The sequence below is a fragment of the Streptomyces erythrochromogenes genome (assembly GCF_040684695.1).
Classification (GTDB): Bacteria; Actinomycetota; Actinomycetes; order Streptomycetales; family Streptomycetaceae; genus Streptomyces; species Streptomyces erythrochromogenes_C.
In genome coordinates this window covers 427962-446185 of sequence record NZ_JBFBGM010000002.1, presented here as the reverse complement: position 1 = coordinate 446185, position 18224 = coordinate 427962, and the positions used below count along the sequence as shown (strand labels likewise).

Here is an 18224-nt window from a genome sequence, read left to right as displayed (position 1 = left end):
CCCGGGCGTCCGTTAGCGTAGTGGACCTGTGGCGTTGAAGGAGAAGGGTACGTTGAGCAATTCAGACGACTCCTCCGCGGGTCCCCGTCGCCGGGCCAGGCCGGTCCGGTTGCTGACGGCCGCCGTCTTCGCCCTGGCCGGGCTGCTCTTCGTCACCAGTTTCAACACCTCCAAGGGTACGAACATCCGGACGGACGCCTCCCTCCTGAAGCTGTCGGACCTCATCAAGGAACGCAGTCAGGACAACGCGGAGCTGGAGGAGAGCACCGGAGCCGCCCGCCTGCGCGTGGACGCCCTCGCCGACCGCGACGACGGCAGCACCAAGGCCGAGGACGCGAAGCTGGCCGCCCTGCGCGCAGCCTCGGGGACCGAGGAGCTCTCCGGCAAGGGCCTGACCGTCACCCTCAACGACGCCCCGCCGAACGCCACCGCCCGCATCCCCAACGTGCCCGAGCCGCAGCCCAACGACCTGGTGATCCACCAGCAGGACCTCCAGGCCGTGGTGAACGCGCTCTGGCAGGGCGGCGCCGAGGGCATCCAGGTCATGGACCAGCGGCTCATCTCCACCAGCGCGGTGCGCTGCGTGGGCAACACCCTGATCCTCCAGGGCCGCGTCTACTCGCCCCCGTACAAGATCTCGGCGGTCGGCGACCCGGCGGCGCTCAAGAAGGCTCTCGCCGCCTCCCCGGCCCTGCAGAACTACCAGGCGTACGTGAACGCCTACGGCCTGGGCTGGAAAGTGGACGAGCACAAGGCCCTGACACTTCCCGCCTACTCCGGCACAGTGGACCTCCACTATGCGAAGCCGGTGGGCACCACCCCGTGACCGGGTCCGTCCCGACGCCGTTTTGCGCCTGGCGGTGCGGACGTTCAGCGAGGTGTGCCTGACGGCGGGCACGCTGATCGTGCTCTTCGTCGCCTACGTCCTGCTGTGGACCGGGGTCAAGGCGGACCGGGCCGCGGACGGCGAGATGGCCCGGCTGCGCGACGGCTGGGCGGCCGCCGCGGCGCAGCCGGCCCCGCCGCCGGCCCCGGCTGTGGCCCCCGGGGCCACCCCGCGTCCCGCGGAGCCCGCCGCCCCGGGCGCCGCCCCCGCGCCCTACCCCGCCGGCCGGGCCTTCGCCGAGATGTACGTCCCGCGCTTCGGCCCGGACTGGGTCCGGCCCGTCCTGGAGGGCACGGACCCCGAGCTGCTGAAGAAGGGCCTGGGCCACTACGCCGCCACAGCCCGCCTCGGGGCCGTCGGGAACTTCTCCGTGGCCGGCCACCGCCGTACCTACGGAGACCCCTTCAAGGACTTCCCGAAACTGCGCCAGGGGGACGAGGTGATCCTGGGGGACGGGGGAACCTGGTACACGTACACGATCCGGGGCGGGCCCCTGCGGACCCTGCCCACCGACGTCGGAGTCGTCGACCCGGTCCCGCGGAAGTCCCCGTTCACGGCACCGGGCAAGTACCTCACGCTGACCACCTGCGACCCGGAATGGGGACACAGCCACCGGCTGGTGGTCTGGGCGGAACTGACCGGAACCCGCCCCGCCGCACAGGGCCGGCCGGGGGGTTCGTCCAGGTGACCCTCCCCGCCGGGCCGCTGCCTTTAGTCTGTTCGCGTACCGCCTCCGCGGTGCGTTGAACGAATGTGGACGAAAAGGAATCAGGCGGCATGTACGGCTGGATCTGGCGGCATCTGCCGGGCAACGCGTGGGTACGCGCGCTGATCTCCCTCGTACTGGTCCTCGCCGTGGTCTTCGTACTGTTCCAGTACGTCTTCCCGTGGGCCGAGCCGCTCCTTCCGTTCAACGATGTGACGGTGGACGAGGGATCGGGAGCCACTCCGTGAGCGCACGCATTCTGGTGGTCGACAACTACGACAGCTTCGTCTTCAACCTGGTCCAGTACCTCTACCAGCTCGGCGCCGAGTGCGAGGTGCTGCGCAACGACGAGGTCGCCCTCGCGCACGCGCAGGACGGCTTCGACGGCGTCCTGCTCTCCCCCGGGCCGGGCACGCCCGAGGAGGCCGGCGTCTGCGTCGACATGGTGCGGCACTGCGCCGACACCGGCGTCCCGGTCTTCGGCGTCTGCCTCGGCATGCAGTCGATGACGGTCGCCTACGGAGGCGTCGTGGGCCGCGCCCCCGAGCTGCTGCACGGCAAGACCTCGCCCGTGGTGCACGGGGGACTGGGCGTGTTCGAGGGACTGCCCTCGCCGTTCACCGCGACCCGGTACCACTCCCTCGCCGCCGAGCCCGGGACCCTGCCCGACGTCCTGGAGGTCACGGCCCGGACCGAGGACGGGATCATCATGGGTCTGCGCCACCGGGAGCACGACGTCGAGGGCGTGCAGTTCCACCCGGAGTCGGTGCTGACCGAATGGGGCCACCGGATGCTCGCGAACTGGCTGGTCCGGTGCGGTGACGCCGGAGCCGTGGAGCGCTCGGTGGGGCTGGCCCCGGTGGTGGGCAAGGCCGTCGCGTGACGACGGTCGCGCCGTCCGCGCCCACCGAGGGCCGGGCCGCGCGACGCAGGGCAGCTCAGGAGGCCGCGAAACGGGCCGCCAGGAACACCCGCAGGCGGGGCGGGCGGCGGCGCAAACGGCCGGCGTCCGGCGGCCCGGCGGTCATCGCGAGCCGGCTGGGCGGGGAGCTCTTCATCACGGTGGGCCTGGTGATGCTGCTGTTCGTCGCCTACCAGCTCTGGTACACGAACGTGGTGGCGGAGCGGACGGCGAACGGCGCCGCGGGCTCACTGCGGCAGACCTGGGAGAGCCGGCCGGACGGCGGGACGGCCGCACCGCCCGCGACGGCCTTCGAACCGGGCCAGGGCTTCGCCATCCTCCACATCCCCAAGCTGGACGTGAAGGTCCCGGTGGCCGAGGGCATCAGCAAACCGAAGGTCCTGGACCGGGGCATGGTCGGGCACTACGGCGAGGGCGCGCTGAAGACGGCGATGCCGGCCGACAAGCAGGGCAACTTCGCGCTGGCCGGACACCGCAACACCCACGGTGAGCCGTTCCGCTACATCAACCGGCTGGTGCCCGGGGACCCCGTCGTGGTCGAGACCCGGGACGCCTACTACACCTACGAGATGACCTCGTCGCTGGCGCAGACGCCGCCGACGAACATCGGGGTGATCAAGCCCGTGCCGGAGGGCTCGGGGTTCACTTCCGCGGGCCGGTACATCACGCTGACGACCTGCACCCCGGAGTTCACCAGCACCTACCGGTTGATCGTATGGGGCAGGATGACCGAGGAACGCCCCCGCAGCCAGGGCCCGCCGCCCGCGCTGACCAGCTAAGGACGAATCAAGCGTGTCTCGTGCCCACCGCCGCGCCGCGGCCCCGCCCGCCGGCAGCCGCAGTGTGCTCGCCGGGTTCCTGAGCCTGCTGGGCGAGGTCCTGATCACGGTGGGCCTGGTGCTCGGCCTGTTCGTGGCGTACTCGCTGTGGTGGACGAACGTCCTCGCGGACCGGCAGGCCGCCGCGCGCGGCGACGAGATCCGCCAGCAGTGGCAGAACCCGGCCCCCGAGCAGGCCGGGCCCGGGGCGCTCGACACCCGGGGCGGGGTCGGCTTCCTGCACGTGCCGGCGATGAAGAACGGCGAGGTGCTCGTCAAGGCGGGCACGGCGCCGGACATCCTCGACGACGGCGTGGCCGGCTACTACACGGAGCCCGTGAAGTCCGCGCTGCCGTGGGACGAGAAGGGCAACTTCTCGCTCGCCGCGCACCGCGACGGGCACGGGGCGAAGTTCCACAACATCGACAAGGTCAGGAACGGCGACGCGATCGTCTTCGAGACCCGGGACACCTGGTACGTCTACAAGGTCTTCGCGGAGCTGCGCCAGACCTCGAAGTACAACACCGACGTGATCAACGCGGTCCCCAAGGAGTCCGGGAAGACCGCTCCGGGCCGGTACATCACGCTCACCACCTGCACGCCGGTCTACACCTCGAAGTACCGGTACATCGTGTGGGGCGAGCTGGTCCGCACGGAGAAGGTGGACGCGAAGCGCACCGCGCCGGCTGAGCTGCGCTGAGTCAGGTCCGAACGGGCCCCGGAGAGCCCTCAGGGCCGCTGGGGCGCCCCGACCGCCCCAGGAGTCCCAGACACCCCGTACAGGCCCGCAGCGGCCGCCTGGCGGCGTTCGGAGCACCGGTGGTGTGAACCAGGCGCCCGAACCGGCCGAGTGAACCGGGCGTACGCAAAAAGGTCCGGCCCCCCTCTCCGTCGAGAGCGGGGCCGGACCTTTTGCGCTGCGTCGGCGGTGCGGCCGGTGCTAGCGGCGGCCTCCGCCGCCGGTCAGGCCTCCGAAGAGACCGCCGTTGTTGTTCCCGCCGTCCTGCTGGCCGGGCGTCGTGAACACGTTCACGGCCTGCCCCGCGGTGCCCGGGGTTCCGGGCTGCGGGTCCGTGGCGACCACGATCGCCTTGTCGTCCGACGGACCGGTGACGATGCCGAGCTGCAGGTTGGCGCGCCGGAGGTCGTTCTTGTACTCGCCCACCGTCCGGCCGGCGAAGTTCGGGACGACCGTCGCCTGCGCGGCCTTGGCGATGGTGATGCCCACCGCCTTGCCCTGCTCCACCTGCTGGCCCGCCGCGATCTGCTGGCCGGTGACCGTGCCGGGAGCGGCTCCCGGCTGGTCGGTCTCCGTGACGCTGCCGAGCCTGAGGTTGACGGCCTTGAGCGCCTTCTCCGCCTCGTCCTTGGTCTTGCCCCTGAGGTCGGGGACCTCGGCCTTGGACTGCTCCTTGGCGACCGTCAGCGTGATGATGCTGTTCTTCTCCGCCTCGGAGCCGGCCTTCGGGCTCTGCTCCAGGACGGTCCCCGGGGTCCGGTCGGACTCCTGGGTCTTGCGGTCGACCTGGAAGCCCTTGTCCTTCAGCGCCTTCTCGGCCTCTTCGAACTTCATGTTGAGCACGTCGACGACGGAGATCTTCGGAGCGCCGGAGGAGACGGTGACCGTGACCGTGGAGCCCTCGTCGACCTTGGTGTCGGGCGCCGGGTCCTGCTTGCAGACGTTGCCCTTGGGCTGGTCGTCGCACGGCGCGTCGGCGCCCTTGACCACCTTGAGCTTGGAGTTCTCGCCGCTCTTCGTCGCCTGTTCCAGGGTCTGGCCGATGAGCTTGGGCACCGCGGGCCGGTTGTCGGCCGTGTTCCCGGACAGGGCCCGGCCGATGAGGATCGCGCCGACCAGGACGAGGATGCCGGCCGCCACGAGCAGCACGGTCGACGCCCTGCTCTTCTTCTGGCTCTGGCGTCGGTTCGAGCCCTGGTCGTAACCGCCGTGGCCCTGGTCGCCGTAGCCGTAGCCGCCGTCGCCCGGGGGCATGGGCGGCATCATCGACGTCTGGGCGCCCGGGTCGGCGGTGCGCAGCGCGGTGGTGGGCTGGTCGTAGCCCTGCGGGCCGTAGCCGTGGCCCTGGTCGTGCGGGTAGCCGTAGCCGGCCGCGCCCATGGCGGCGGTGGCGGCGACGGGCTGGCCGTCGAGGCAGGCCTCGATGTCGGCGCGCATCTCGTCCGCCGACTGGTAGCGGTAGTCGGGGTCCTTGACCAGTGCCTTGAGGACGATGGCGTCCATCTCGGGCGTGATCTCGGGGTCGAAGTTCGAGGGGGGCTGCGGCTCTTCCCGTACGTGCTGGTACGCCACGGCCACCGGGGAGTCGCCGACGAACGGGGGCCGCACGCTGAGGAGCTCGTAGAGCAGGCAGCCCGCGGAGTAGAGGTCGGAGCGCGCGTCGACCTGCTCGCCCTTGGCCTGCTCCGGGGAGAGGTACTGGGCGGTGCCGATGACGGCGGCCGTCTGCGTCATGGTCATGCCGGAGTCGCCCATGGCGCGGGCGATGCCGAAGTCCATGACCTTGACCTGGCCGGTGCGGGTCAGCATCACGTTGGCGGGCTTGATGTCACGGTGCACGATGCCGGCGCGGTGCGAGTACTCCAGCGCCTGGAGGATGCCGATGCACATCTCCAGCGTGCGCTCGGGCAGCAGCTTGCGGCCCGAGTGCAGCAGCTCGCGCAGCGTGGAACCGTCGACGTACTCCATCACGATGTACGGGATGGAGATGTTGTCGACGTAGTCCTCGCCGGTGTCGTAGACGGCGACGATCGCCGGGTGGTTCAGGGACGCGGCCGACTGGGCCTCGCGCCGGAACCGGGCCTGGAAGGACGGGTCGCGGGCGAGGTCGGCACGCAGGGTCTTGACGGCGACGGTACGGCCGAGCCGGGTGTCGTGGGCGAGGTAGACCTCGGCCATGCCACCGCGGCCGAGCACGTGGCTCAGCTCGTACCGGCCGCCGAGGCGACGCGGCTCTTCCATAACGTTGCAGCCCTCTCCGTCAGTCCCGACCGCACCTGTGTGTGGTCCGGCGGTGTGCTGTTCGCGCAAAGGCTACCGGCCGATCGTCCGTGATCGGTTCGTGGCCACAGGCTGATACTGGACCGGTACCGTACGCGCGGATCCGGACCGGATTCAGTGACGCGCGTCACGTCGCCCGGTCCGTGATCCCCCGTTCACTTCTGGCCGTTGAGCACCGCTTCCATGACCGCCTTGGCGACGGGAGCGGCGAGACCGCCACCGCTGATGTCGTCACGGGCGGTGCCTTCGCTGTCCTCGATGACGACGGCGACGGCGACGGGCGAGGTGCCGTCCGGGTTCTCGGCGTAGGAGATGAACCAGGCGTACGGGCGCTTCTTGTTGCCCTCGCCGTGCTGGGCGGTGCCGGTCTTGCCGCCGACGGTCACGCCCTTGATCTGGGCCTTGTCGCCGGTGCCCTTGTTGACGACGTTGACCATCATCTCCCGGACCTTCTGCGCGTTGCCCGGGGAGAGGGGCCGGCTCATCTCCTGCGGCTCGTGCTTCTCGATGATGTCCAGGTTGGGGGCCGTGAGGTTGTCCACCATGTAGGGCTTCATCAGCTTGCCGTTGTTGGCGATCGCCGCCGTGACCATGGCCATCTGCAGCGGGGTGGCGGCGGTGTTGAACTGCCCGATCGAGCTCTGGGCGTTGCCGTCCCGGCCCATCTTCTTGTCGTAGACGCTGGCGAAGGCGCGGACCGGGGTGTCGATCTTGTCATTGTTGAAGCCGAACTTCTCGGCCGTCTCGACCATCTTGTCGCGGGTGACCTTGTCGCCGAGGTTCGCGAAGACGGAGTTGCAGGAGATGCGCAGCGCCTCGTTCAGGCTGGCCTTCTCGCAGCCGGTGTGCGAGTTGGGCAGCTGGGTCTTGGTGCCCGGGAGGATGTACGGCTCGGGGGTGTCCGTCGGGTCGTCGATCTTGTCGACCACGCCGTGCTCCAGGGCGGCCGCGGCGGTGACCACCTTGAAGGTGGAGCCGGGCGGGTAGGTCTCGCGCAGGGCGCGGTTGACGAGCTTCTTGTCCTCGCTGTCCTTCAGCTCGTTCCAGGCCTTGCCGTCCGCCGTGGAGTTGCCGGCGAAGCTGGTGGGGTCGTACGAGGGCGTGGAGACCAGCGCGAGGATGGCACCGGTGCGCGGGTCGATGGCCGCGACCGCGCCCTTCTTGCTGCCGAGCTTCTCGAAGGCGGCCTGCTGTGCGGCGCGGTTCAGCGTCGTGACGACGTTGCCGCCCTGCTTCTTCTCGCCGGTGAACATGCCGATGGTGCGGTCGAAGAACAGCCGGTCGTCGTTGCCGGTGAGGATGCCGTCCTCGAGGGATTCGAGCTGGGTGGCACCGAAGGCCTGCGAGGCGTACCCGGTGACCGGGGACCAGAGCGCCCCGTCCTTGTAGGTGCGCTTGTACTTGTAGTCGCTGCCGTCGGTGACCGCGGAGCCGGTGATCGGCTCGCCCTGGACGATGATGTTGCCGCGCTCGGTCGCGTACTGGGCGATCTGGACCCGTCGGTTCTCCTTGCGCGTGCTGAGTTCCTCGGCCTGGACGTACTGCAGCCAGTTGGTCCGGATCAGCAGCGCGAGGACGAGCAGCCCGCAGAACAGCGAGATGCGGCGCAGGGGCTTGTTCATGACGGGCGGACCACCTGGGTCATCTCGGAGTCGGGGGACGGGGCCGGGGCCGGTGCCGGTCGGCGGGCGGTGTCGCTGATCCGGATGAGGACGGCGATGAGGATCCAGTTCGCGAGGACGGAGGAACCGCCGGATGCGAGGAAGGGCATCGTCATGCCGGTGAGGGGGATGAGCCCCATGACTCCGCCGGCGACGACGAAGATCTGGAGCGCGAAGGCGCCGGAGAGACCGATGGCGAAGAGCTTGCCGAAGGGGTCGCGGGCGGCGAGGGCGGTGCGGACGCCCCGCTCGATGATGAGCCCGTAGACCAGCAGGAAGGCCATCACGCCGGAGAGGCCGAGCTCTTCGCCGACGGTGGAGAAGATGAAGTCGGAGTTGGCGGCGAAGCCGATGAGGTCGGAGTTGCCCTGGCCCCATCCCGCGCCGAGCACCCCGCCCGAGCCGAAGCTCATGATCGACTGGCCGACCTGCTCACAGGCACCCGAGGTGGCGTAGCAGCCGAAGGGGTCGAGCCATGCGTTGACGCGGGCCTGGACGTGGCTGGCGAAGGAGGCCACCACGACCGCGCCGCCGACCGACATCAGCAGGCCGATGACGATCCAGCTGGTGCGCTCGGTGGCCACGTACAGCATGATCACGAACATGCCGAAGAAGAGCAGCGAGGTGCCGAGGTCGTTCTCGAAGACCAGGACCAGCAGGCTCATCGCCCAGATCATCAGGATCGGGCCGAGGTCGCGGCCGCGGGGCAGGTAGAGGCCCATGAAGCGGCGGCTGGCCAGCGCGAGCGCGTCGCGCTTCACCATCAGGTAGCCGGCGAAGAAGATCGCGATGACGATCTTCGCGAACTCGCCGGGCTGGATGGAGAAGCCGCCGACGCTGATCCAGATCTTGGCGCCGAAGACGTCGGCGCCCAGGCCCGGGACGACGGGCAGGATCAGCAGCACCAGGGCGCCGGCCATGGAGATGTAGGTGAACCGCTGCAGGACGCGGTGGTCCTTGAGGATCAGCAGCACGGCGGCGAACAGGGCGATCGCCAGGGCCGTGTACATCATCTGGCGGGGCGCGGAGGGCGAGAAGGCGCCGAAGCTGCGCTTGGCGAGGTTCTGCAGGCGCTCGGACTGGTCCAGGCGCCAGATCAGGACGACGCCCAGGCCGTTCAGCAGGGTCGCGAGCGGCAGCAGCAGCGGGTCGGAGTACTTCGCGTACCGGCGCACGACGAAGTGCGCTATGCCGGCGAGGACGGCGAAGCCCGCCCCGTAGACGAACATGCCGGGGGGCAGCTTGCCGTGGATCGCCAGACCCACGTTGGCGTAGGCGAAGATCGGGATGACCACGGCGAACGCGAGCAGCAGGAGCTCGGTGTTCCGCCGGCTCGGCAGCTCGATGGCGCCGATGGTGGTCGTATTGGTGACAACGCTCATGGTGTGGCAGGCCCCCTGTGCCCGCGGGCTACTTTCCGCACAGGCCGACCAGCTGCTGCTCCTCGGGAGTCAGGCTGGGGCCGGGTGACTGGCTGTTCTGCGCCTCGGCGCCTCTGCGCTCTTCGTCCTTCTTGCAGGCGGAGACCTGGACGCCGAGGTCGTCCAGCTTCTTGCGGGCACCGTCGAGGCTGCCCTCGCTGATGGTGGCCTCGACCAGCTTCCGCTTGAAGGGCGGCAGGTACTTCAGTTCGATGTCGGGGCGGTCGGTCTCCACCTTGGAGAGCTCCAGCGGTCCGAGCTTCGGGCTGATGCCGCGGAAGAGTGCGACGTGCTCGCCCTTCACGCCGACGTAGAACTGGGTCTGGGTCCAGCGCCAGCCGGCGTAGAGGCCGCCGCCGATGACACCGGCGACGACGAGCAGGGTCAGGGTGCGGGTGGTCCACTTGCGCCCTTTGCTGCGGCGCCTGCGGGGGTGGTCGTACGTGTCCTCGTAGCCGGAGCCGCCGTCGTAGCCGTCGGCCTCGCCGAAGGAGCCGTAGCCGGCGCCGCCGCCCTGGCCGTGCTCGCCGTACCCGTATCCGGAGGCGTCGCCGCTGCCGGGGGGACCGAAGGCGCCCGCGGGCGGCGGGGCCTGGCGGCCGAGCCCGGAGGCGCGGCCGGCCGGGGTCTGCATGGCGTTGCCGCCGTCGAAGAGCTGGTGCTGGTTCTCGGCGACCGCGCCGACGACCACCGGGGTGTCGCTGACCTGGGCGGCGAGGGTGTCGCCGCTGTCGGTGTCGAGGACGTCGGCGACGATGCAGGTGATGTTGTCGGGTCCGCCGCCGCGCAGGGCGAGCTGGATCAGGGACTGCACGGTCTCGCGGGGGCCGTGGTAGTCGGCGAGGGTCTCCTCCAGCGTCTGGTGGGAGACCACGCCGGAGAGCCCGTCGGAGCAGATCAGGTAGCGGTCGCCGGCGCGGACCTCACGGATGGAGAGGTCGGGCTCGACGATGTCGCCGCTGCCCAGCGCGCGCATCAGGAGGGAGCGCTGCGGGTGGGTCGTCGCCTCCTCCTCCGTGATGCGGCCCTCGTCGACGAGGCGCTGCACCCAGGTGTGGTCCTGGGTGATCTGCGTGAGGACGCCGTCGCGGAGCAGGTAGGCGCGGGAGTCGCCGACGTGGACGAGGCCGAGGCGCTGGCCGGTCCACAGCAGGGCGGTGAGGGTGGTGCCCATGCCTTCGAGCTGGGGGTCCTCCTCGACCATGACGCGCAGCTGGTCGTTGGCGCGCTGCACGGCGGTGGCGAGGGAGGTGAGGATGTCGGAGCCCGGGACGTCGTCGTCGAGCTGCACGAGGGTGGAGATCACCTCGGAACTCGCGACCTCGCCGGCGGCCTGGCCGCCCATGCCGTCGGCGATCGCGAGCAGACGCGGGCCGGCGTAACCGGAGTCCTCGTTCCCCTCGCGGATCATGCCCTTGTGGGATCCGGCTGCGAACCTCAGGGACAGACTCATGCGCACCTGCCCTGTCGACGAAGCTTCCTCCGGGTACAACCGGTCTCGAGCCACACTGCCCACCCTCCGGTCGGGAGCGCGCCCGTGTCCGTGTCCTCGGTGGCACGGATCACCACCGCTCGCTCGCTCCGCTCGCTCATTCTCGTACTACTTCCGCAGCTCGATGACGGTCTTGCCGATGCGGATCGGTGCGCCCGGCGGAATGGGCGTCGGGGTGGTCAGCCGGGTCCGGTCGAGATACGTGCCGTTGGTGGACCCGAGATCCTCGACGATCCACTGGCCGTCACGGTCGGGGTAGATCCTGGCATGGCGGCTGGACGCGTAGTCGTCGTCCAGCACGATCGTGGAGTCGTGGGCGCGGCCCAGCGTGATCGTCTGTCCGGCGAGGGCCACGGTGGTACCCGTGAGGATGCCCTCGGAGACGACGAGCTTGGTCGGCGCACCGCGACGCTGGCGCTGCTGCGGAGGAGCGGCCTGGCGGCCGCCGCCCTGCTGCGGGGCGCCGCCGGCGCCGCCGCGGCGGGAGGAGCCGCGCTGGGTCACTCTCGTACCGAAGAGATCGCTGCGGATGACCTGGACGGCCACGATGACGAACAGCCACAGAACGGCCAGGAAACCCAACCGCATGACCGTCAGGGTCAGCTCTGACATTGCCCCCGCTTCACCCTTCGGCTTGCCGGTAAATGATGGTGGTGCTGCCCACGACGATCCGCGAGCCGTCGCGGAGCGTAGCGCGGGTGGTGTGCTGCCCGTCCACCACGATGCCGTTGGTGGACCCGAGATCCTGGATCGTCGAGGGCGTTCCGGTCCGGATCTCACAGTGCCGGCGCGAGACGCCGGGGTCGTCGATCCGCACGTCGGCTTCCGTGCTTCGGCCGAGTACGAGCGTGGGGCGCGAGATCTGGTGGCGGGTGCCGTTGATCTCGATCCAGTGCCGCCGCGGGCCGCCGGATCCCGCCGGGGCCGGTGCTCCGGGGCCGCCGGGGGCGGGCCGTCGGGCACCGGGTCCGCCCGGGGGCGGGCCGGCGGGCATGGGCGGTGCGGCGACCGGCGGGTAGCCGTAGCCGCTCGCCGGGGACGGCGGCGCCCCCTGCGGCTGGGAGGTGCTGGAGGCGAGGGTGCGACTGCGGACCCGGTAGAGCCCGGTGTCGAGGTCCTCGGCCTTCTCCAGGTGGACCTTGATGGGCCCCATGAAGCTGTACCGCTGCTGCTTGGCGTAGTCGCGGACGAGGCCCGCGAGTTCGTCGCCGAGCTGCCCGGAGTAGGGGCTCAGGCGGTCGTAGTCGCCGGCGCTGAGCTCCACGATGAAGTCGTTGGGGACGACGGTCCGCTCGCGGTTCCAGATGGTGGCGTTGTTGTCGCACTCCCGCTGGAGGGCTCCGGCGATCTCCACCGGCTGGACCTCGGACTTGAAGACCTTGGCGAAGGTGCCGTTCACCAGACCTTCGAGTCGCTGCTCGAACCGCTTCAGAACTCCCATGGGGCACCTCCTCCGTCGTTGTCGCCCTGTACTGCTTACTGATCGTATCCACGCGTGGCGGATTCGGGTGGTTCCCCATCGCTCCTGTGAGGACGAGTGTTGGTCCTCACAAGGGATCGTAGGGGCGCTCCGGGAACAGTGTCCCGCACCGAGAGCGGAGTGCGGGAGGGGCAGTCCACGCCGGGGCGTATGCCCCCGGGGAAAGCGATGTGAACCCACCCCGTTCTACGTGCTAATGTTTCGACGTCGCCAGGGGAACGGCCCGAAAGGGAAGACCACTGGGACGCTGCTCGGGCGAGTGGCGGAACGGCAGACGCGCTGGCTTCAGGTGCCAGTGTCCTTCGGGACGTGGGGGTTCAAATCCCCCCTCGCCCACATCGACGAGACGGTCGTCACTGCGAAAGCGGTGGCGGCCGTTTCGCATTGTCCCGACCCGGTGCGCGTGACCCGGAACGCACCGGCGAGCGATGTCCGGCGTCCGGTGTGTGGCGTCGGTCACGACCGAACCCCTCGCAGGGGTGTCCGGGGCCGGAGGCTCCCACGGGATCCGACTTTCGTCGCCCCGGGTGAGACGAAAGAAGACGGCCGGGGCGGGGGACGGGTGTCTAGGGTCGGGCGCGTGGATGTGATGGCGAAGACACGGGCGGGCTGGGACTGGCTGCGGGGCCCCGAGCCGTGGACGGGGCGGATGCTGGCCGGCGACCTCGCCCTCGCGGGTGTGCTGGCCATCCTCGGACTGGGCGTCGAGGAACTCGACCGGGGGTCCGGACAGCGCATGCTGCTGAGCGCCGTCGTCGTGGTCGTCCTGGCCCTGCTGCGCCTGCGGCTGCCGGCGACGACGCTCGTGACGGGTTCGGCGCTGAGTGCCGTCCTGCCGGGCCTGTTCTTCGTCCTGCCGCTGCTCGGCTGGTCGGCCGGGCGGCGGATCGTCGGAGTGGGCCGGGCGCTCGGCGCCTTCACGCTGGCCTTCGTCCTGTCGATCGCCCTCAGCGTCCTGGACCAGTGGTCGCAGATGCGGCCGCTGCTGGTGATCGTTTTCTCCACGCTGATGTTCCTGGTCGTCACCGTGATGCCGGGGCTCGCCAGCCGGTACTGGTCGCAGCGCCGCACCCTGCTGTCGGCGCTGCACGAGCGCAACGGCCAGCTGCTGCGCGAGCGGGCCATGGTCGCCGGGCAGGCGCGGCTGCGCGAGCGCCAGCGCATCGCCCAGGACATGCACGACAGTCTCGGCCACCAGCTGGCGTTGATCTCCGTCCACACGGGTGCGCTGGAGGTGGATCCCGAGCTCACCGACCGTCAGCGGGAGGCCGTGGGCGTGCTGCGGCAGGCCTCGGTGTCCGCGATGCACGAACTGCGTGAGGTCGTCGGCATCCTGCGCGACGGCGTGGAGGCGCCCGCCCCGGTGGAGGAGGCCCAGCCCGCGGCGCGCGGCGTGGCCGGAATCGCGGAGGTCGTGGAGGCGGCGCGGGGTGCGGGCACCCAGGTGCGGCTGACGACCTCGGGGCGGCCGAGGCCGCTGGTCGCGGCCTGCGACCACGCCGCCTACAGGATCGTGCAGGAGGCGCTGACGAACGCCTACAAGCACGCTCCGGGGGCGCCGATCACGGTGGAGCTGCGCTACGAGGACGACTCGCTGGTGGTGGAGATCGCCAACGGGCCGTCGGCCGGGCCGGGCGAGGACGTGGTGTCGGGCGGGCAGGGCCTGACGGGGCTGCGCGAGCGGGCCCGGCTGGTCGGCGGCATGGTGCACGCGGGCCCGGCCGACGGCGGCGGGTTCCGGGTGGCCGGCGTGCTCCCGTACGGCACGGAGCCGGCCGGCGCCCAGGACGTGGCCGACGACTTCGGCCAGCGGGCGCAGGCCCAGAAGGGCGCCCAGCCGCCGGTACGGGGGCGGCGCGGCGAGCAGCAGCCGATGGACTGGGCGGCGGTGGACCGGGAACTGGCCGTACGGGTGCCCAGCCGCGCGGGCGGGATCGCGGTGGGGTGCGGGATCGCCTTCGCGGCCGTGGTGGTGCTGGTGATCGTGATGGTCGTCGCGGCGTTGATGCTGATGGACACCGCGAGCGACTCGATGATCGGCCGGGACGAGTACGACGCGGTGCACGTGGGCGAGAGCGAGCAGTCGGTCCGCGGGCGGCTGCCGAGCGGCGGGAGCTTCCTGACCGCGGGGGCGGACCGCAAGGGGCCGCTGCGGCCGGAGGGCTCCGAGTGCCTGGTGCTGCTGGCCGACGACCAGCCCAACACACTGACCACGGACCTGGTTTTCCGGTTCTGCTTCCTGGACGGCAAGCTCGTGGACAAGCAGGCGTACGAGGTCAAGCAGTAGGAGCACGGGGTGACAGCCGAAGTGATCAGAGTGGTGATCGCCGACGACGAGCCGCTGATCCGGGCCGGGATCAGGATGATCCTGACGTCGGCGCCGGACATCGAGGTCGTCGCCGAGGCGGCGAACGGCCGGGAGGCGGTGGAGCTGGCCCGCTCGCACGCCCCCGAGGTGGTGCTGCTCGACATCCAGATGCCGGTGATGGACGGTCTGACCGCGCTGGGCGAGCTGCGGAGGGCCGCTCCGGAGGTGCGGGCCCTGATCCTGACCACCTTCGGCGAGAAGGAGAACGTGCTGCGGGCGCTGGGCCAGGGCGGGGCCGGTTTCCTGCTGAAGGACTCGGCGCCGGGCGAGCTGATCGGGGCGGTCCGGGCGGCCGCCGCGGGGGACGCCTACCTCTCGCCGGGGGCCACCCGGCACGTGGTGGACCAGCTGGCGTCGGGGAAGGCCGCCGCGCGCGGTGAGGAGGCCCGCCGGCGGCTCGCCGAGCTGAGCGAGCGCGAGCGGGGGGTGCTGGCGCTGCTCGGGGAGGGCCTGTCGAACGCGGACGCGGGCCGCCGTCTGCACATGAGCGAAGCCACCGTGAAGACGTACGTGAGCCGGATCCTGGCGAAGCTGGGCTGTGAGAACCGGGTCCAGGCGGCGCTGCTGGCCAGGGACGCCGGTCTGTAGCCGCTGGCCAGGAATGCCGGGCTGTCGATACGGTCAGCCCGTTCTCGAAGCGATCACATGAACGAACGGGTGGGGGCGGCTCCGATGGCGGCGACAGCGGGACAGCGGATTCCGGACGTGGCGGGGTTCGCGCCGCGCGTGGTGGCGGACTCGCCGAAGGAGGCGGGCAAGGCGCTGCGCACCCGTGTGCCGCGGGCGGCGCACGCGGGCTTCACGATGCCGGCCGGGCGGCCGGACGCGGTGCGGGCGGTGGAGGAGTCCAACGCCGGGCGGGTGGCCGAGCTGACGCCCATACGCGTCGGCCGGATGGCCGCGAACCCCTTCGCGTTCCTGCGCGGGGCGGCCGGGCTGATGGCGCACGACCTGTCCGGCGGTCCGGTGACGGGCGTCGGGGCGCAGATCTGCGGCGACGCCCACGCGGCCAACTTCGGCCTGTACGGGGACGCGCGCGGCCGGCTCGTCATCGACCTGAACGACTTCGACGAGACCGTGTTCGGTCCGTGGGAGTGGGACGTCAAGCGCCTGGCGGCCTCGCTGGTGCTGGCCGGCCGGGTGGCCGGGGCGGACGAGGACACCTGCCGGGCTGCAGCGCTGGACTCCGTGGGCGCCTACCGGCGGACCATGCGGCTGCTGGCCAAGCTGCCCGCGCTCGACGCCTGGAACGCCATCGCGGACGAGGAACTGGTCTCGCACGCCGACGCCCGCGATCTGCTGGGCACCCTGGAGCGGGTCTCGGAGAAGGCCCGCAACAACACCTCCGCGCGGTTCGCGACGAAGTCGACCGAGACGGGCCCCGACGGAGCCCGCCGCTTCGTCGACGCGCTGCCCGTGCTGCGCCGCGTCACGGACGGGGAGGCGGCGGCCGTGGCCGCCTCGCTCGGTCCCTACCTGCAGACCCTTCAGGGCGACCGGCTGCCCCTGCTGGCCCGCTACGCGATCCACGACGTGGCCTTCCGCGTGGTGGGCACCGGGAGCGTCGGTACCCGCTCGTACGTGGTCCTGCTGCTGGACCACCGGGGCGAACCGCTGGTCCTCCAGGTCAAGGAGGCCCGGCCCTCGGTGCTGCTCCCGCACCTGCCCGGGCTGGGCTTCACCTCGCTCCCGGAGGAGCACGAGGGCCGCCGGGTGGTGGCCGGGCAGAAGCGGATGCAGGTGGTCTCCGACATCATGCTGGGCTGGACCACGGTGGAGGGGCGTCCCTACCAGGTCCGCCAGTTCCGCAACCGCAAGGGCAGCGTCGACCCGGCGGCACTGGCCCCGGACCAGATCGACGACTACGGGCGGATGACCGGAGCACTGCTGGCCCGGGCCCACGCGCACAGCGTCGATCCCCGGCTGCTGGCCGGCTACTGCGGGAAGAACGACGAGCTGGACGAGGCCATGGCGGCATTCGCCGTGGCCTACGCCGACCGGACCGAGGCCGACCACGCCGACCTGGTGGCCGCGGTGCGGGCCGGCCGGATCGCCGCGGAGAGCGGAGTGTAGGTCGCGCAGCCGCGCAGGTCGCTGCGCGACGGGCGGTGTTTCACGTGAAACATCGCCCGCGCGGCCGGGCCGTACCCTGGCCGGGTGAGCGAGCAGACCGAGCAGCCTGAACAGACAGTCCCCGGCGGATCCGGCGACTCCGCCGTCACCGGTGAGGAGCGTTCCGAGGAACGCCCCGAGGCGCGCCTGGAGCGGGCCGTACGGGCCGCCGAGCAGGCGTTGATCGAGTTCGAGATCGCGGTGGAGACCTTCCGCGTGGAGGTGGAGAACTTCTCCCGCCTGCACCACCAGAAGCTCGGCCCCATGTACACGCGGCTCGACGAGCTGGACGCGCTGATCGCCGAGGCGAAGGCGGCGCGCACCGGCGACGCCGAGGATCTCCGGCGGGCCCGGGACGCGCGCTCGCTGGTGATGCCGATGCCCGGGGTGGACGAGCTCTTCCACGACTGGCTGGGCTCGGAGGGCATCTCCGACGACGCCGCCGCGATGCTCACCGACCGGCCCGTGCGGCCGCCGGAGCGGGTGCGGCCCTCCGAGGAGGTACGCCGCCTCTACCGTGAGCTGGTCCGCCTGGCCCACCCCGACCTGGCCCAGGAGGAGGGCGAGCGGGAGCGCCGCGACGCGTTCATCGCGCGGGTCAACGCCGCGTATGGGCGGGGCGACGAGGGGCTGCTGCGCGAGCTGGCCGAGGAGTGGGCCGCCGGGCCGGTGCCCGAGGCGGCCGCGCCCGGTGAGAGCGAGGAGCTGTACGCCCGGCTGGAGTGGCTGGCGCGCCGCAAGGAGCTGCTGTCGCTCGTGGCGAAGGAGCTGGAGGAGAGCGCGATCGGGTCGATGCTGCGGATGGCTCCCGACGACCCCGACCGGCTGCTGGAGGAGATCGCGGAGCAGCTGCTGGCACAGGTCTCCGAGCGTGAGGCGGAGCTGGCGGCCGAGCTCGCCGCCGAGTGAGACCGGGGCGTCCCTCGGGGACGTGGCCGGGGCAGCGGGTCGGATAGGTTGGCCGCAGACCCGTGAAGAGAGAAGGCGACAGTTATGAACTTCGGACCGCTTCCCTCGGTGGATGCCGCCGCGGTGCCCTCCGAAGGCTTTGTCCTCGACGTCCGTGAGGACGACGAATGGGCGGCCGGCCACGTCGAGGGCGCTCTGCACATCCCGATGAGCGACTTCGTCGCCCGCTTCGGCGAGCTGACGGAGGCCGTCGAGGACGGCCGCCGCGTGTACGTGATGTGCCGGGTCGGCGGGCGCTCCGCTCAGGTCACCCAGTACCTGGTGCGCCAGGACATCGACGCCGTGAACGTCGACGGCGGGATGCAGGCCTGGGACGGTGCCGGGCGCCCGATGGTGACGGACAGCGGGAACCCGGCCTTCGTCCTCTAGG

General features: G+C 71.2%; 16 protein-coding genes, 1 tRNA gene and 1 pseudogene. 12 read left to right on the top strand and 6 right to left on the bottom strand.

The annotated features are described in order from the left end of the window. Positions 1-52: 52 nt before the first annotated feature. From AB0O53_RS06075 to AB0O53_RS06050, 6 genes and pseudogenes are all read left to right on the top strand, one after another. Positions 53-826 (top strand): DUF881 domain-containing protein, encoded by a 774-nt coding sequence (locus tag AB0O53_RS06075; RefSeq protein WP_350990363.1) that lies wholly within the window; start codon positions 53-55, stop codon positions 824-826. Further along, positions 798-1574, top strand: a complete 777-nt coding sequence (locus AB0O53_RS06070) for a class E sortase (RefSeq protein ID WP_350990361.1) — start codon at positions 798-800, stop codon at positions 1572-1574. The genes AB0O53_RS06075 and AB0O53_RS06070 overlap by 29 nt, the downstream gene beginning before the upstream one ends. Positions 1575-1663: 89 nt before the next feature. Then, a complete protein-coding gene (locus AB0O53_RS06065; protein WP_030011120.1) occupies positions 1664-1840 on the top strand; it encodes a hypothetical protein in 177 nt (58 codons plus the stop codon). Beyond that, positions 1837-2475: an aminodeoxychorismate/anthranilate synthase component II gene (locus AB0O53_RS06060; protein WP_350990359.1), complete on the top strand. Its 639-nt coding sequence runs from the start codon at positions 1837-1839 to the stop codon at positions 2473-2475. The genes AB0O53_RS06065 and AB0O53_RS06060 overlap by 4 nt, the downstream gene beginning before the upstream one ends. 149 nt (positions 2476-2624) lie before the next feature. Then, positions 2625-3293: pseudogene (locus tag AB0O53_RS06055) on the top strand (class E sortase); the annotation flags it as partial. A 13-nt stretch (positions 3294-3306) separates the two neighbouring features. Further along, positions 3307-4032, top strand: coding sequence for a class E sortase (locus AB0O53_RS06050; RefSeq protein ID WP_350990357.1), 726 nt, complete (start codon positions 3307-3309; stop codon positions 4030-4032). Between the two features lie 240 nt (positions 4033-4272). Here the strand turns inward: AB0O53_RS06050 and pknB are convergent, their stop codons facing one another. The 6 genes from pknB to AB0O53_RS06020 form a co-directional block, all read right to left on the bottom strand. Next, entirely contained in the window at positions 4273-6312 is a 2040-nt protein-coding gene (gene pknB / locus AB0O53_RS06045; protein ID WP_365193462.1) for a Stk1 family PASTA domain-containing Ser/Thr kinase, read from the bottom strand. 194 nt (positions 6313-6506) lie between these two features. Then, the gene (locus tag AB0O53_RS06040; RefSeq protein WP_365193460.1) at positions 6507-7973 is read right to left on the bottom strand and encodes a peptidoglycan D,D-transpeptidase FtsI family protein; all 1467 of its coding nucleotides are present in this window, start codon (positions 7971-7973) and stop codon (positions 6507-6509) included. Beyond that, positions 7970-9394, bottom strand: a complete 1425-nt coding sequence (locus tag AB0O53_RS06035) for an FtsW/RodA/SpoVE family cell cycle protein (protein ID WP_350990351.1) — start codon at positions 9392-9394, stop codon at positions 7970-7972. Before AB0O53_RS06035 ends, AB0O53_RS06040 begins: the two co-directional genes overlap by 4 nt. Before the next feature lie 28 nt (positions 9395-9422). Continuing rightward, entirely contained in the window at positions 9423-10940 is a 1518-nt protein-coding gene (locus AB0O53_RS06030) for a PP2C family protein-serine/threonine phosphatase (RefSeq protein ID WP_403136998.1), read from the bottom strand. A gap of 93 nt (positions 10941-11033) precedes the next feature. Further along, a complete protein-coding gene (locus AB0O53_RS06025) occupies positions 11034-11537 on the bottom strand; it encodes an FHA domain-containing protein FhaB/FipA (protein WP_030839213.1) in 504 nt (167 codons plus the stop codon). A gap of 10 nt (positions 11538-11547) precedes the next feature. Then, the gene (locus AB0O53_RS06020; protein WP_350990347.1) at positions 11548-12366 is read right to left on the bottom strand and encodes an FHA domain-containing protein; all 819 of its coding nucleotides are present in this window, start codon (positions 12364-12366) and stop codon (positions 11548-11550) included. A gap of 292 nt (positions 12367-12658) precedes the next feature. On the opposite strand from AB0O53_RS06020, the gene AB0O53_RS06015 reads away from it, so the two are divergent. The 6 genes from AB0O53_RS06015 (at position 12659) to AB0O53_RS05990 (ending at position 18223) form a co-directional block, all read left to right on the top strand. Then, a tRNA-Leu gene (locus AB0O53_RS06015) sits at positions 12659-12741 on the top strand. Positions 12742-12994: 253 nt separating this feature from the next. Continuing rightward, positions 12995-14692: a sensor histidine kinase gene (locus AB0O53_RS06010; protein WP_350990345.1), complete on the top strand. Its 1698-nt coding sequence runs from the start codon at positions 12995-12997 to the stop codon at positions 14690-14692. Between the two features lie 9 nt (positions 14693-14701). Continuing rightward, complete coding sequence (locus AB0O53_RS06005; RefSeq protein ID WP_350990343.1) at positions 14702-15361, top strand: response regulator; 660 nt, start codon at positions 14702-14704, stop codon at positions 15359-15361. A 57-nt stretch (positions 15362-15418) separates the two neighbouring features. Beyond that, a complete protein-coding gene (locus AB0O53_RS06000; protein ID WP_350990341.1) occupies positions 15419-16846 on the top strand; it encodes a DUF2252 domain-containing protein in 1428 nt (475 codons plus the stop codon). A gap of 84 nt (positions 16847-16930) precedes the next feature. Next, positions 16931-17794, top strand: coding sequence for a hypothetical protein (locus AB0O53_RS05995; protein WP_403136995.1), 864 nt, complete (start codon positions 16931-16933; stop codon positions 17792-17794). Between the two features lie 84 nt (positions 17795-17878). Further along, a complete protein-coding gene (locus AB0O53_RS05990) occupies positions 17879-18223 on the top strand; it encodes a rhodanese-like domain-containing protein (protein ID WP_030647619.1) in 345 nt (114 codons plus the stop codon). Position 18224: the final 1 nt, after the last annotated feature.